This window comes from Vagococcus fluvialis (genome assembly GCF_048815235.1).
In the GTDB taxonomy this organism is placed as follows: Bacteria; Bacillota; Bacilli; order Lactobacillales; family Vagococcaceae; genus Vagococcus.
In genome coordinates this window covers 105,679-120,268 of sequence record NZ_JBMEAO010000005.1, presented here as the reverse complement: position 1 = coordinate 120,268, position 14,590 = coordinate 105,679, and the positions used below count along the sequence as shown (strand labels likewise).

At 31.7% G+C, this 14,590-nt stretch carries 15 protein-coding genes; 14 read left to right on the top strand and 1 reads right to left on the bottom strand.

The genetic code is table 11. The features are described 5' to 3' along the window. Window positions 1-57 precede the first annotated feature (57 nt). From asnB to ACODH8_RS04790, 3 genes are read left to right on the top strand one after another with little or no spacing between them, the layout of a single operon-like run. Window positions 58-1,893 (top strand): asparagine synthase (glutamine-hydrolyzing), encoded by a 1,836-nt coding sequence (asnB, locus tag ACODH8_RS04800; RefSeq protein WP_332464588.1) that lies wholly within the window; start codon window positions 58-60, stop codon window positions 1,891-1,893. Window positions 1,894-1,914: 21 nt separating this feature from the next. Continuing rightward, window positions 1,915-3,165 carry a carboxylate--amine ligase gene (locus ACODH8_RS04795; RefSeq protein WP_332464589.1) on the top strand — a complete coding sequence of 417 codons (1,251 nt, stop codon included), beginning with the start codon at window positions 1,915-1,917 and terminating at the stop codon, window positions 3,163-3,165. A 4-nt stretch (window positions 3,166-3,169) separates the two neighbouring features. Continuing rightward, on the top strand, window positions 3,170-3,883 hold the full coding sequence (locus ACODH8_RS04790) for an amino acid racemase (RefSeq protein WP_332464590.1): 714 nt from the start codon (window positions 3,170-3,172) through the stop codon (window positions 3,881-3,883). 34 nt (window positions 3,884-3,917) lie between these two features. Here the strand turns inward: ACODH8_RS04790 and ACODH8_RS04785 are convergent, their stop codons facing one another. After that, the gene (locus ACODH8_RS04785; protein ID WP_332464591.1) at window positions 3,918-4,088 is read right to left on the bottom strand and encodes a hypothetical protein; all 171 of its coding nucleotides are present in this window, start codon (window positions 4,086-4,088) and stop codon (window positions 3,918-3,920) included. A 136-nt stretch (window positions 4,089-4,224) separates the two neighbouring features. On the opposite strand from ACODH8_RS04785, the gene ACODH8_RS04780 reads away from it, so the two are divergent. The 11 genes from ACODH8_RS04780 (at window position 4,225) to ACODH8_RS04730 (ending at window position 14,584) form a co-directional block, all read left to right on the top strand. Further along, complete coding sequence (locus ACODH8_RS04780) at window positions 4,225-5,211, top strand: choloylglycine hydrolase family protein (protein WP_332464592.1); 987 nt, start codon at window positions 4,225-4,227, stop codon at window positions 5,209-5,211. 118 nt (window positions 5,212-5,329) lie between these two features. Then, complete coding sequence (locus ACODH8_RS04775) at window positions 5,330-7,279, top strand: S9 family peptidase (RefSeq protein ID WP_332525803.1); 1,950 nt, start codon at window positions 5,330-5,332, stop codon at window positions 7,277-7,279. 237 nt (window positions 7,280-7,516) lie between these two features. Beyond that, on the top strand, window positions 7,517-8,248 hold the full coding sequence (locus tag ACODH8_RS04770) for an amino acid ABC transporter ATP-binding protein (protein WP_332464594.1): 732 nt from the start codon (window positions 7,517-7,519) through the stop codon (window positions 8,246-8,248). Between the two features lie 21 nt (window positions 8,249-8,269). After that, window positions 8,270-9,073: a transporter substrate-binding domain-containing protein gene (locus ACODH8_RS04765; RefSeq protein WP_332464595.1), complete on the top strand. Its 804-nt coding sequence runs from the start codon at window positions 8,270-8,272 to the stop codon at window positions 9,071-9,073. 14 nt (window positions 9,074-9,087) lie between these two features. After that, the gene (locus ACODH8_RS04760; RefSeq protein ID WP_332464596.1) at window positions 9,088-9,732 is read left to right on the top strand and encodes an amino acid ABC transporter permease; all 645 of its coding nucleotides are present in this window, start codon (window positions 9,088-9,090) and stop codon (window positions 9,730-9,732) included. A 17-nt stretch (window positions 9,733-9,749) separates the two neighbouring features. Further along, window positions 9,750-10,397, top strand: coding sequence for an amino acid ABC transporter permease (locus tag ACODH8_RS04755; RefSeq protein WP_332464597.1), 648 nt, complete (start codon window positions 9,750-9,752; stop codon window positions 10,395-10,397). A gap of 235 nt (window positions 10,398-10,632) precedes the next feature. Then, window positions 10,633-11,364 carry an amino acid ABC transporter ATP-binding protein gene (locus ACODH8_RS04750; protein WP_332464598.1) on the top strand — a complete coding sequence of 244 codons (732 nt, stop codon included), beginning with the start codon at window positions 10,633-10,635 and terminating at the stop codon, window positions 11,362-11,364. Between the two features lie 15 nt (window positions 11,365-11,379). Then, window positions 11,380-12,186, top strand: coding sequence for a transporter substrate-binding domain-containing protein (locus tag ACODH8_RS04745; RefSeq protein WP_332464599.1), 807 nt, complete (start codon window positions 11,380-11,382; stop codon window positions 12,184-12,186). A gap of 14 nt (window positions 12,187-12,200) precedes the next feature. Then, complete coding sequence (locus tag ACODH8_RS04740) at window positions 12,201-12,845, top strand: amino acid ABC transporter permease (protein ID WP_332464600.1); 645 nt, start codon at window positions 12,201-12,203, stop codon at window positions 12,843-12,845. A gap of 15 nt (window positions 12,846-12,860) precedes the next feature. Next, window positions 12,861-13,514: an amino acid ABC transporter permease gene (locus ACODH8_RS04735; protein ID WP_332464601.1), complete on the top strand. Its 654-nt coding sequence runs from the start codon at window positions 12,861-12,863 to the stop codon at window positions 13,512-13,514. Between the two features lie 95 nt (window positions 13,515-13,609). Next, window positions 13,610-14,584: a biotin--[acetyl-CoA-carboxylase] ligase gene (locus tag ACODH8_RS04730; protein WP_332464602.1), complete on the top strand. Its 975-nt coding sequence runs from the start codon at window positions 13,610-13,612 to the stop codon at window positions 14,582-14,584. Window positions 14,585-14,590: the final 6 nt, after the last annotated feature.

Genomic DNA, 14,590 nt, shown 5'->3' with positions numbered 1-14,590 from the left:
AATGGAAGCTTTTAATATGAGATTTATAATTTAGAGATAAAATGGAGGATTTTTAGAATGTGTGGATTTGTAGGATATATTAATCACCCAACAACAGCAAGTGAAACATTAAAAAAAATGACAGACAGAATTGTACATAGAGGCCCAGATGATGAAGGGTTTTATCAAGATGACAATATCGCAATGGGATTTAGAAGATTATCAATTATCGACTTAAATCATGGGGCGCAACCAATGAATAATCAAGATGATACAAAAGTATTAACATTCAATGGTGAGATTTATAATTACCTAGAGTTAAGAGCCGAATTAATCGAGTTAGGTTATAACTTTAGAACAGACGTGGATTCAGAAGTTTTAATCCATGGTTATGATGCATGGGGAGAAGGCTTATTAGACCGTATTCGCGGAATGTATGCTTTTATCATCTATGACAAAACAAACCAAGAAGTATTTGGTGCTCGTGACCATTTTGGAATTAAGCCTTTATACTACTACAAAGATGAAGAGAACTTCATGTGGGGATCTGAAATTAAATCATTTTTAGACCATCCAGGATTTGTTAAAGAACTTAATGAAGAGTTATTACCAATTCACTTAAGTTTTGAATATATTCCAAGTGCTGAAACAATGTTTAAAAATGTTTACAAGGTAAATCCAGGAAACTTCTTTATCTATAAAGACGGTAAATTATCAATTAAAGAGTATTATCATTTCGAATTTAAAGAAGATAAATCTGTTGATATGGAAACAGCTAAAAAACAAATCGTTGAAACAGTTCAAGAGTCAGTAGCAAAACACATGATTGCTGACGTTGAAGTTGGAAGTTTCTTATCAAGTGGAATTGATTCAAGTTATATCTTAAATGAAGCTTCAAAAGAGCGCGATATCACTTCTTTCTCTTTAGGATTTGATGATGAAAAAATTAGTGAATTACCTTGGGCAGAACAATTTGCCGAAGAAATTAACCAAAAAAATATTCCAATCATGATTGATGATGAAGATTTCTTCAATATTATTCCAAAAGCAATGTACCATATGGATGAGCCGTTATCTAATCCATCAGCGTTACAACTTTACTTCTTATCTAAAGAAACAAGTAAACATGTAAAAGTTGCTTTATCTGGTGAGGGTGCTGATGAGTTCTTTGGTGGATACAATACATACTTAGAAGCAGGTTCTTTTGAAAAATATGAGAAATTTACAACTAAACCAATGAGAAAATTATTTGCTCAAACAGCAAAACGTTTACCTCATTTCCATGGACGTCGTTTCTTAATCCGTGGGGCACAAGATATTAGTGAACGTTATTACCGAGTAAACTATGTCTTTAACCAAGCTGAAAGAGATGAATTATTAAAAGACAGCCGTTACAATGGTCCATCATCAGAATACGTTAAAGATATGTTTAACGAAGCTAAAGGTAAAGATTCAATTACACAAATGCAACATTTTGATATCCATGGTTGGTTAGCTTATGATATTTTACATAAAGCAGACCGTATGAGTATGGCAAACTCTTTAGAGGTTCGTACGCCATTAGTTGATAAAGAAGTTGCTGCAATTGCTCAAAAAATGCCTTCAAACACTCGCGTTAAAGATGGCGTGACAAAAGTTGCTTGGCGTCAAGCATCTGAAAGTCAATTACCTGAGCGTATTGTAAACCGTGAAAAATTAGGATTCCCATCACCATTAGCAACTTGGTTAAAAGAAGATAAATACCAAGCAATGATCAAAGAAGCTTTTAATTCTGATATTGCTAAAAAATTCTTTAATACTGATTACTTAAATAAATTATTAGAAGAACAAAAACAAGGGATTGCAAATATGCAAAAAATATTTACAATTTATACCTTCATCGCTTGGTATCGCGTGTTCTTTATTGAGAACTAATTAGAGAAGGAGATAGATGTAATGACAACGAAAAAGGACTTTATTCCAGTATTATTAGGTGGCGATTTAAATCTGTATGGAATGGCTCGGTCTTTTTATGAGTTAACAGGGAAACCTGTTAGAACAATAGCAAGTGCTGAAATTGCTCCAACTAAACACTCTAGTATTTTGGCTATTGAGTATGTAACAGACTTTGATACAGATCCAACCTTCATCAATAAAATACGTGAAGTGATTAAAGAATATGAAAATAGTGATGTTCCTGTTATTTTAATGGGAATGGGTGACTGGTATACAGAATTAATATCAAGACATATTGATGAATTATCTAAACACTTTATTTGCCCATACATTGATAAGGAATTAGAAAAAGAGTTAGAGAATAAAGAAAGCTTTTATGCTATTTGTGAGAAATATGACTTACCTTATCCTAAGAGTAAAGTCATTACACGAGATATGGTGGAAAACAAAGAAGAACTCCAACCATTTGGTTTCCCAGTTGCTTTAAAAGCTGTTAACAGCGTTACTTGGAATGATTTTACTTCTCCAATCAAAGAAAAAGTGTATATCATTGATAATATGACTGAATTTAATCGTGTCATCCACGGTATCTATAAAGATGGCTACCAAGACAAAATGATTTTACAAGAATTTGTTGTGGGAAATGAAAGTCCAATGCGTGTTTTAAATGCCTATGTGGATAAAAATCATCAAGTTAAAATGATGTGCTTAGGTAATGCAGTACTTGAGGATCCAACGCCGTTAGGAATTGGAAATTACTTAGGTATTATTCCTGATTACAATGAAGAAATCTTTAATCAAGTGAAGTTTTTCTTAGAAGACATTAAGTATACGGGATTTGCTAACTTTGATTTGAAATACGATATCAAAGATAATAAATTTAAGTACTTTGAAATCAATCTAAGACAAGGAAGAAGTAGCTTCTTCTTAACTTTAAATGGTATCAATTTAGCTGAATGGGTAGTTCGTGATTATATTTATGACGATTTAAAAGATAAAGAGTTATTTATCGCTGACATTCCAGAAGACCAAGGTAAATTGTGGTTGAATGCACCAGTTGATGTGTTTGAAAAATACACACCAGAGTCTCCAGCTAAAGAAGTAGCACGTAAAATGATCGCTGATAAAAGATTTGGTTATACTTTCTATTATGAAGGTGATAAAAGCTTTAAGAGATGGTTACTACTTCAACGTATGTTCCGTTATTATAGAAAAGCCTTTAAACAATTTGGGCATAGAGTAGGGAGGTAAGTAAATGGATAATTTCTTTACCATTATTGGTGGAATGGGAACCATCGCAACAGAGTTATATATTAAGCAAATTAATCAAAAAACACCCACTAAAAACGATCAAGATTATTTAGATTATGTGTTGGTTAATTATTCAACGATACCTGATAGAAGTTCTTATTTGATGAATAAAGAAGAGAATGAAAATCCATTACCTTATCTATTAAATATTATTGAAAAACAAGGATCACTTAATCCGAAATTTTTTGCACTCACTTGTAATACTGCTCATTATTTCTTTGATGATTTAGAAAAAGCAACTGACATTCCAATCTTGCATATGCCTAGATTAGCAGTAGAGGAAGCTTCTAAAAATTATTCAAAAGGAACACGAGTGGGCATTATTGGTACAGAAGGTACTATTAAAAATAAAATTTATGATAACTTTATTTTAGATGCTGGATTTGAATTAATTCATCCAACTTTGGAAATCCAACAAATGGTTAGTACGTTGATTTTTGATAAAATCAAACAAAAGAATATTCTTGATGTGGAGTTATATAATGACATCTTAAGAAAAATGTTTGAAGAGTTAAACTGTGAGATGGTTATTTTGGGTTGCACAGAGCTATCTTTAATGGAAGATTTGGCTAATTATCAAAATGAGCATGTAATAGATCCACAAAATATTCTAGCAGAAAAATCTGTTGAATTAGCTTTGGAAAACAGAAAAAAATAAAATGGATAGGTCTTTTAGACCTGTCCATTTTATTTTACCAAATGCCAGATTGAACTAAGTAAGAAAGGAATAAGTAACTAGCTGGAATAGTTAAAGCTAGCAGAGAATATTTGCCAATTAGAATTAATGATTGTTTAAAACTAAGTGTTTCTTTCATAGATTCTTTAGAAGTTCCACCTAAAAATAACGCCCAGAATTCAGTCATACTATCACTTCCTTTTTTATTCATTATATCATAAAATAAAAACTAAGTGTTTTTTTATCATATTTATTATATTTTTTTGAAAAGTTAGAATGATAGGGGTATACTTAGATAAAATTGATGAACGGAGTGTTGTAAAATGTGTACAAGTGTTATTTATGAGAATAAACAAAAAGAATATTTCTTAGCTAGAACCATGGATTTTTCTATACCGTTAGATGCTAAACCAGTTTTTATACCAAAAGATTTTAACTTTTATGCTAACAACTCGAGAAAAACATTTTGTACTAAATTTAACTTCGTTGGAGCAGGTCGTTTGGTTGATGACTATTTATTTGGAGATGGAGTGAATGAAAAAGGATTAAGCATAGCCTCATTATATTTTTCAGACGACGCTGTTTATTTTGAAAACAATCATCCTGAAAAAAAAGAATTAGCACCGCAAGATGTAGTTGCTTGGGTTCTTGGAACCTGTGAGAGTGTTGCAGATGTGGTTACGAAGATAAAAGACATTTCAATAGTTGCCGAAATAGCTCCGATTGTAAATGGAGTACTGCCCCTTCACTGGATAGTTGCTGATAAAACTGGAAATTCAGTTGTCATTGAACCTGTCGAAACTGGGCTAGAGGTTTATGAAAATCCTGTTAATGTAATGGCAAATAGCCCAAGTTTTCCTTGGCATTTAACTAATCTAAATCAATATCCAATGTTATCTAACCAAAGTGCTCAACCGAATAGCTACCAAAACTTTTTAGCAAAAGGAAATGGAGCAGGAAGCGGTGCTTTAGGTCTTCCAGGAGATTATACGTCAATTTCCCGTTTTATTAGAATAGCTTTTATGAATCATTATTGTGAGAAAGTAAGTACACAAGAAGAAAGTATTAATGTGATATCAAGAATGCTATCAGCTGTTTATATTCCAAAAGGAGTTAAAATAAAAAGTAATGGCGCTATTGATTATACTCAATTTACAAGTTTTATGGATTTAGAACGAGGGTCTTATGTTATTAATTACTATGAAAATAATCGTTTTTTACAAATAGATTTAGACGAGTTGGCACATACAAATGAACCAAAAATATTTGAGATGATAAATGATATGATTATTGAAAAACCAATGATTTAGAAAAAGTATTAAATATTATACTGTTTTGATGACAGTTGATATTTAATACTTTTTTATAACAGACAATAGTCGCTTTTTTAGAGCATCTTCGATACAATGATAGATAACAAAAAATGAGGTGATTTATTTGGAAAAGATAACAAAGGAAAGTTTATTTGATTTAAAGAGTGTTGCTCAGCCTGTTCAATGTGACGAGGAAATTTTTTATATTGAAAATAGCATAAATAAAGAAGAAAATCGTTACGAATCTTATATTTATTCGTATCATTTAAAAACAGGTGAAAAGAAGAGATGGGGAAATGATAGTCATTCAGTAAGTGGACTAAGTATTTCACCTAATAAGAAGTATCTAAGTTTTTTAGCAGCTGATTCTAAAAAGAAACAACAAATTATGTTGATGCCAATTCAAGGTGGACGCGCCTTTAATCTAACGGATGAAAAAGAAGGGGTAACCTCTTTTATTTGGAATGAGACTGGAGCAAGTGTTTATTATCAAACAAGTCAGTTACCTGAGGAAGAAGAAAAATCTGATTTTCCTCAATCTAAATCATGGAGTAAATTAAGCTACAAACTTGACGGGGCAGGATTACTACCTGAAAACAAACAATATCAATTAAAAAAAATAGATGTTGCTTTTGAATCAAACAGTCATACTATACTAGAAAAAGACTACAGTTTTAGTTTAAAACATGTAGCTAAAGATGAATCATTTATGTTAATTGAAGAAGATTTAGATTCTGAAGATGAATGGAGATATGGCTCTACGGTTTATTATTATGATTTAAAAGATAAACATAGCTATTCTCTAACAAAAGAGATAGCTGAAGGAAGTTTTTCTTTTGGTGCTATCAAGAATGACAACTTATGTTTGTTAGTGGGAAATGATTTTACTCATGGTTTTGTCACTCAAGATAAAATTTATTTATATGATATTAAGAAAGCGACTTTAACATGTTTAACTGAAAATGAAGATTTACAGGTTGGCGATGCTTTAATAAGTGACTTTCAACAAAAAAATAAAGGTGTATCTATTGAGTGGCTTGATGATGAAAGTTTTATTTTTCCAGTAACAGAGCATGGGAAAATCGTTTTATATCAAGGAACTATTCAAGGTGAAGTCAAAGAGCTTTACAATGAAAGATTACATCTAACAGATGGTGTATTAATAGATGACGATTCGATGATTGTCACCTATTCTACATTAACTAATCCAAGTAGTTTAGGTCTTTTGAATTTAACAACTAAAAAGATAGAGGAATTATATAATCCTAATGGAACGGTACTCTCTAAAATTGAATTAAGTAAACCAGAAATGTTTTGGTTTAAAGGAGCTCGTGATTGGAATATACAAGGATGGTATATGCCACCAGTAGAATCAAAAGAAAATCATAAAGCTATTTTATATATTCATGGTGGGCCACAAGTAGCGTACGGAGAAAGTTTTTTCCATGAGATGCAAGTTTATACAGCAAATGGCTACGGTGTTATCTTACTAAACCCTCGTGGTGGACAAGGATATGGTCAAGAATTTGTAAAATCAATTTTAGGAGATTACGGGAATGAGGATTATGAAGATCTCATGTTAGGTCTCGATTACTGTCTAACAGAATATCCTGAAATTGATAAAAATCAAGTATACGTAGCAGGTGGTAGCTATGGTGGCTTCATGACGAATTGGATTGTTGGACATACTAATCGATTTAAAGCTGCAGTAACCCAACGTTCAATATCTAACTGGTTAAGCTTTTATGGAACAAGTGATATTGGTCCTTTCTTTGTTAAATACCAATTAGAAAGTGATTTGTCTGATGTTGAAAAATTATGGAAAATGTCTCCTTTATCTCACGTTCATAAGGCTAAAACACCTTTGTTAGTCCTTCACGGAGAAGAAGATTTAAGATGTCCTCAAGAACAAGGGGAACAAATGTATACAGCAATGAAGAAAAATGAGATTCCAACTAAAATGGTGGTTTATCCTGAATCAAGCCATGGACTTTCTAGACAAGGCTTACCTAATTTGAGAATGGATAGAATCCAACAAATTATTAATTGGTTTGAAGAATATTAATTTAAAAAAGAAGTTAGCGTTTAGCTAGCTTCTTTTTTTATGGTAGTAATTTAATATCAATCTATTAGTACGTTTTATAGTATTAAATGATACGTGTTATTGATTATATATGATGTGTCATATATAATTGATTTAATTTATTGATTGCATTATTTTTTTCGTTAAAAATGAAAAGGGTTTCTTTTAGTGGCATGAAGTAAATAAAATTGATTGTAGTTTAATGAAGGAGTAGACGTAATGATAAAGTTTAACAATGTAGATAAGTACTATGGCACGTTCCACGCGTTAAAAAAAATAAATCTAACAATTGAAAAAGGTGAAGTAGTGGTTGTAATTGGTCCATCTGGATCAGGAAAAAGTACGATGTTAAGATGTATTAATGCTATTGAGGAAATTACTACTGGTGATTTATTTGTTGGAGAAACAAATATTCATGATAAAGAAACTAATTTAACAGATGTTAGAAAAAATCTAGGAATGGTTTTTCAACATTTTAATTTGTATCCAAATATGACTGTATTAGAAAATGTGACGTTGGCGCCGCTTAAAGTATTAAAACAAGATAAAGAGACAGCCAATCAATATGCTGAAAAACTGTTAGATAGAGTAGGTATGATAAGTAAAAAAGATGAATATCCAGGACAACTTTCTGGAGGGCAACAACAACGAGTTGCGATTGCAAGAAGTTTAGCCATGAAACCAGATGTGATGTTATTTGATGAACCGACTTCAGCCCTTGATCCAGAGATGGTGGGCGAAGTGTTAGATGTTATGAAATATCTTGCTAAGGAATCGGGGATGACGATGGTAGTTGTTACCCATGAAATGGGATTTGCTAGGGAAGTAGCAGATCGAGTTATTTTTATGGCAGATGGTGAAATTCTTGAAGACCGAGAATCGGAAGCTTTCTTTGAAAATCCTCAAGATGAACGAGCTAAATTATTTTTAAGTAAAATTATTAATCAATAAAACTATGAGGAGAGCAAGTTGATGAAAGGAATCGCTAATAGAAAGTCATTGTTTATAGCAATATGTATCGGATTATTTATTTTGACAGGCTGTGGTACAAGTAAATTATCCAATCAAGACACACTTGAGCGTGTTGAAAAACAAGAAAAAATAGTCTGGGGAGTAAGATATGATACTAAGCTTTTCGGATTGATGGATATTGAAACTCGTGAAGTAGTTGGTTTTGATATTGATATAGCTGAAGCATTAACAAAAGAGATTTTAGGTGAAAATGGACAAGCTGAATTTGTCGAAGTTGTTCCCAAAACCAGGATACCACTATTAAAGAATGGGAATGTAGATGGTATTATCGCAACAATGACTATTACAGAAGAAAGAAAAGAACAAGTTGATTTCACGCAAACGTATTTTGATGCGGGTCAATCTTTACTAGTTAAAAAAGGTAGTGACATAACTGGTATAGAAGATTTAAACGGTAAAACAGTATTAGCTGTCAAAGGATCAACTTCAGCTATCAATATTCGAGAGCATGCGCCAAAGGCTAATATTTTGGAATTAGAAAACTATGCGGAAACTTTTACAGCATTAAAATCAGGTCAAGGAGATGCGATGACGACTGATAATAGTATTCTTTATGGTATTGCTTCAGAGAATCCAGATTATGAATTAGTTGGAGATAGGTTTACTGAAGAACCATATGGTATTGCAGTAGATAAAAATCAAGAGAGATTTTTAGTAGAATTAGACAAAGCATTAAATGAATTACGTAAAAATGGTACATACGATGAAATTTATGAAAAATGGTTTGGAAAAACCTCACTTTAGTTGGGAGAGAGAAAATGTTAAGTATTTGGCAAAGTTATCAATCAGATATTTTAATGGGGTTAAAAATAACCCTAATTGCTAGTATAACTGCTTTACTATTTAGTTTATTAATAGGAACTGTTATGGCTATTTTACAAGTATCTAAAACCAAGTGGATTAGTAGTATTGGCAATATTTATGTCAATTTATTTAGAAATTTACCACTTTTAATTGTTGTTATGTTCTTTTTTGTTGTGATGCCTTTGTACGGATTTCAATTAGACGGGATACAAGCTGGAACAATAGGTCTAACTTTGTACACATCAGCTTTTATTGCGGATACAGTTCGTGCGGGGATTCAAGGAATTCCAAAAGGTCAAATGGAGGCAGGTATTTCAACAGGATTAAGTTATCTTCAAGTGATGTGGCTAATTATTTTACCACAAGCCTTTAAAATAGTGATTCCTCCACTAGGGAATCAATTTATTAATTTAGTTAAAAATTCATCTGTTTTAGCTATGGTAACAGGAGCGGATTTAATGTATCAAGCGGATTTAATTTCAAGTTCCACATTTAATACGATTGGAACATACACCTTAATTGGTTTAATCTATTTACTTCTTACGTTACCTTTATCTTATTTGATGAAGTATTTAGAAAATAGGCTTATCAAAGCTTAGGAAAGGAGTTATTTTTAATGGCGCAAGCATTTACGTGGGCGAATTTAAGATTTATTTTTGATGGTTTGTTGGTCACTTTGGAAGTAGCAGTCGTTTCTATTATTTTAAGTTTTTTAATTGGAAGTATTCTTGGAACGATTCGTTATTTAAAAATACCCATTTTATCAATGGTTATCGGTCTGATTATTGATATAATCAGAAATTTACCTTTATTGTTAATCATTTTCTTTACCTATTTTGCTTTACCACAAATAGGCATTCAATTTAGTATTTTTTGGTCAGCAGTTGTAGCCTTAACATTCTTTGAATCAGCCCTTATTTCAGAAATTGTCAGGGGTGGTTTGTTAGCAGTTCCAAAGGGACAATTAGAAGCGGGAATATCAACAGGTCTAACAACAATTCAAACAGTCTATTATATTATTTTACCTCAGGGATTGAAGTTGATGGTACCTCCTTTAGTTAGTCAATTTGTTTCATTAATTAGGGATACCTCATTAGCCGTTATTATTTCGTTACCTGAGTTAACACATAATACTAAAATTATTTATGCACAACATCCTAATACAGTATTGCCGATGTTTTTCATTATGGCATTTTGTTATTTTATTATCTGTTATGGTTTATCACTTTATGCCAAACGTTTTGAATTAGCTTATGTGAGTTAAATTAAAGAACCTAGAAGAGATTCTGAATATCTCTTCTAGGTTCTTTTTTATTTTAATTAATATGATGAAAAAAGTAATCGTTTTTTCTGTGAATACAGTTAATATTTCATGAAAATTTCACTTATTCATGGCACTATTCTTTACAAAATGATAAAAAAACAGCTATAATATAAAAATTATGATAAGAAAATTATAATTTTAATCGTTTTATCATTTTTAGAAGGAGGAGAAATGTATGATTACATTTAAAAATGTGGATAAGTATTATGGCTCATTTCATGCCTTAAAGAATATTAATTTAACCATAAAAAAAGGAGAAGTAGTAGTTGCTATTGGCCCTTCAGGATCAGGAAAGAGTACTATGTTACGCTGTATAAATGCTTTAGAAGAGATAACAACGGGGGATTTATTTGTGGATGGAGTGAACATTCATGATAAAAACACTAATCTAAATGAGGTTAGAAAAAACTTAGGGATGGTATTCCAACATTTCAATCTGTATCCTAATATGACTGTTTTAGAGAATGTTATTTTAGCACCAGTAAAAGTTTTAAAAGAAGATAAGGAAAGTGCTGTAAAAAAAGCAGAACAACTACTAGATAAAGTTGGTATGCTGCATAAAAAAGATGAATACCCTTCTCAATTATCAGGCGGTCAACAACAACGAATAGCTATTGCTAGAAGTTTGGCTATGGAACCAGATGTAATGTTATTTGACGAACCAACTTCGGCTCTTGATCCAGAAATGGTTGGTGAAGTATTAGACGTTATGAAGTCATTAGCCAAAGAATCGGGTATGACCATGATTGTTGTGACTCATGAAATGGGATTTGCAAGAGAAGTAGCTGATCGAGTGGTATTTATGGCAGATGGTCAAATTTTAGAAGATCGTGAATCTGAAAGCTTTTTCGATAATCCCCAAGATGAAAGAGCGAAACAATTCTTGAGTAAAATTATTAATCAATAGAATGGGGAGATTAACATGAGAAACAAAATTTTCAAAAAAAGATACCTTGTTTTATTTTTATTAAGTATCCTTTTCTTAACAGGTTGTCAGTCAAATGACTTAGCTAGTCAAAATACGTTAGATAAAGTAAATACTGCCAATAAAATTGTTTGGGGAGTAAAATACGATACTAAGCTTTTTGGTTTAATGAATATTGAAAATCGAGAAGTTGAGGGGTTTGATATTGATATTGCTAAAGCTTTAACTAAAGAAATTTTAGGTGAGGACGGAAAAGCAGAATTTGTTGAAGTGACTTCAAAAACAAGGATACCTCTTTTAAAGAACGGTAATATTGATGCGATTATTGCAACCATGACCATTAGTGAAGAGAGAAAAAAACAAGTTGATTTTTCAGATGTTTATTTTGATGCGGGTCAATCCTTACTTGTAAATAAAAAAAGTGAAATCAAAAGTATTGAAGATCTAACTAATAAAACGACGGTTCTAGCTGTTAAAGGATCAACGTCAGCTGAAAATATCAGACAGCATGCTCCAGAAGCAAAAGTCTTAGAGCTAGAGAATTATGCAGAAGCTTTTACAGCCCTTCAATCAGGACAGGGGGATGCTATGACTACTGATAATAGTATCCTTTTAGGAATGGCTTCTGAAAATCCAAACTATGTGTTAGCAGGGGATAAGTTCACAGATGAACCTTATGGCATTGCTTTGAATAAAGAACAACAGGATTTTCAGCAGGCAATTAATGAAGGAATCAAAACTTTAAAATCTAAAGGAATTTATTCAGATATTTATAAAAAATGGTTTAATGAGGAACCAAAGTAGGGGAGGATTAGTAAATGATAAGTATTTGGGAGAACTATCATAGTGATATCTTATCAGGCTTACAAATCACTTTAATTGCCAGTTTTACAGCTTTAATTTTTAGTCTTTTAATTGGAACTTTTATGGCTATTTTTCAAGTATCAAAAACTAAGTGGTTAAAACGTTTAGGTAACATTTATGTTAATTTATTTAGAAATTTACCGTTGTTAATTGTTGTGATGTTTTTATTTGTTGTCATGCCGTTATATGGTATTAAAATGGGTGGACTGACAGCTGGGACTATTGGTTTAACATTGTATACATCTGCCTTTATTGCAGATACTGTTCGAGCAGGAATTGAGGGAATTCCTAAGGGACAGTTAGAAGCAGGATTAGCATCTGGTTTAACTTATTCACAAGTTATGAGATTAATCGTTTTACCACAAGCTTTTAAAATAGTGATTCCTCCTTTAGGGAATCAATTTATTAATCTAGTTAAAAATTCTTCTATTCTTGCGATGGTAACAGGAGCAGATTTAATGTATCAAGGAGATTTGGTTGCCAGTGCAACATTTAATACGATTGGGACTTATACATTGGTAGGGTTGATTTATTTGATGTTGACGTTACCTTTATCGTACTTGATGAAATATTTAGAAGTAAAACTAGCTAAGGCGTAGAAAGGAGTAGTTAAGATGGCAATTCAACAAGCTTTTACATTTAGCAACTTGCGATTTATCTTTGATGGTCTTTTAGTTACTCTTGAAGTAGCAGTTGTTTCTATTATATTAAGTTTTTTAATTGGAAGTATTTTAGGGGTGTTACGTTATTTAAAATTACCTATAATTTCTTTTGTTGTTGGTTTAGTGGTAGATATTATAAGAAATTTACCGTTATTATTAATTATTTTCTTTACCTATTTTGCTTTACCACAAATAGGTATTCAGTTTAATATTTTTTGGTCAGCGGTGATTGCTTTAACTATTTTTGAATCAGCTATGTTATCAGAAATTATTCGTGGTGGGTTATTAGCTGTACCAAAAGGACAATTGGAAGCTGGAATGTCGACTGGGCTAACGCGTGGTCAAACAATATTTTATATTGTGTTACCACAAGGATTAAAACTAATGGTACCACCTTTAGTGAGTCAATTTGTTTCATTAATTCGTGATACATCTTTAGCTGTTATTATTTCATTACCAGAACTGACACACAATACTAAAATTATTTATGCTCAATACCCAAGTACTGTATTGCCAATGTTTTTCATCATGGCATTTTGCTATTTTATTATATGTTATTCATTGTCTTATTTTGCTAAACGGTTTGAAGTAAATTATTCTAAATAATAAAATCAAAGAGACAGGAGATGATTTTTAATCATCTTCTTTTTTGTTCATGTTATAATAATGACAATTATTGAGGGTGAAATGAGGAATAATAAATGACAACGAAAGAAAAAGTGTTAGCTTTTTTAGAAGAAAATAGAGGGACTCACATTTCAGGAGCAAAAATAGCAGAAGTTTTAAATGTATCGAGAAATACAGTTTGGAAGAGTATTAAACAACTTGAAAAAGAAGGCTATGACATAGATGCTGTTACTAATAAAGGATATAGCTTAGCTCAAGACAGTAATCAGATGTCTGAAGTGGGAATCAGAAGTATTTTAAATAAGGGATTTCAAGAAGCTCCTATTTACTTTTATGACACCATTGATTCAACTAATAAAAAAGCCAAAGAGTTAGCTATTGAAGGAGCTAGTCATGGAACATTAGTAATAGCTAATGAGCAATCAGCAGGAAAAGGAAGATACGGGCGGAGCTTCGAGTCTCCAAAAGATTCAGGAATTTATATGAGTCTTATTTTGAGACCAGAGAAATTAAGTTATACTCATCCAACATTAATCACTTCATATGCTGCAGTAGTTGTGTCTGAAGTAGTGAAAGAATTAACCGGTAAGGTAATTGAAATCAAGTGGGTTAATGATCTGTTTTATCAAAATAAAAAAGTATGTGGTATTTTAACGGAAGCAGTAACGGATTTTGAAAGTGGCACAATGGAATGGATTGTTTTAGGTATAGGACTAAATCTTTTATCTGGTGTGTTCTCAGATGAAATTGCCATAAAGGCAGGCGGTATTTTTGAGGGAAATGATATAGAACTCAATAGAAATGAGCTAGTAGCTAATTTGTATCAGTCATTATTAACAGAGCATTTAGAAAAAGATGAGTTAGAGATGATGGCATTATACAAAGAAAAATCTTTAGTATTAAATAAAGAAGTCTTACTACAACAAGGAAATACTGAGTTTAGAGCCTTTATTAAAGATATAGATGCCACAGGACAATTGATTATTGAACGAACACCAGGAAAGGAAGAAATCTTTAATTCTGGTGAAATAAGAATAGTATTAAATTAATTGTCA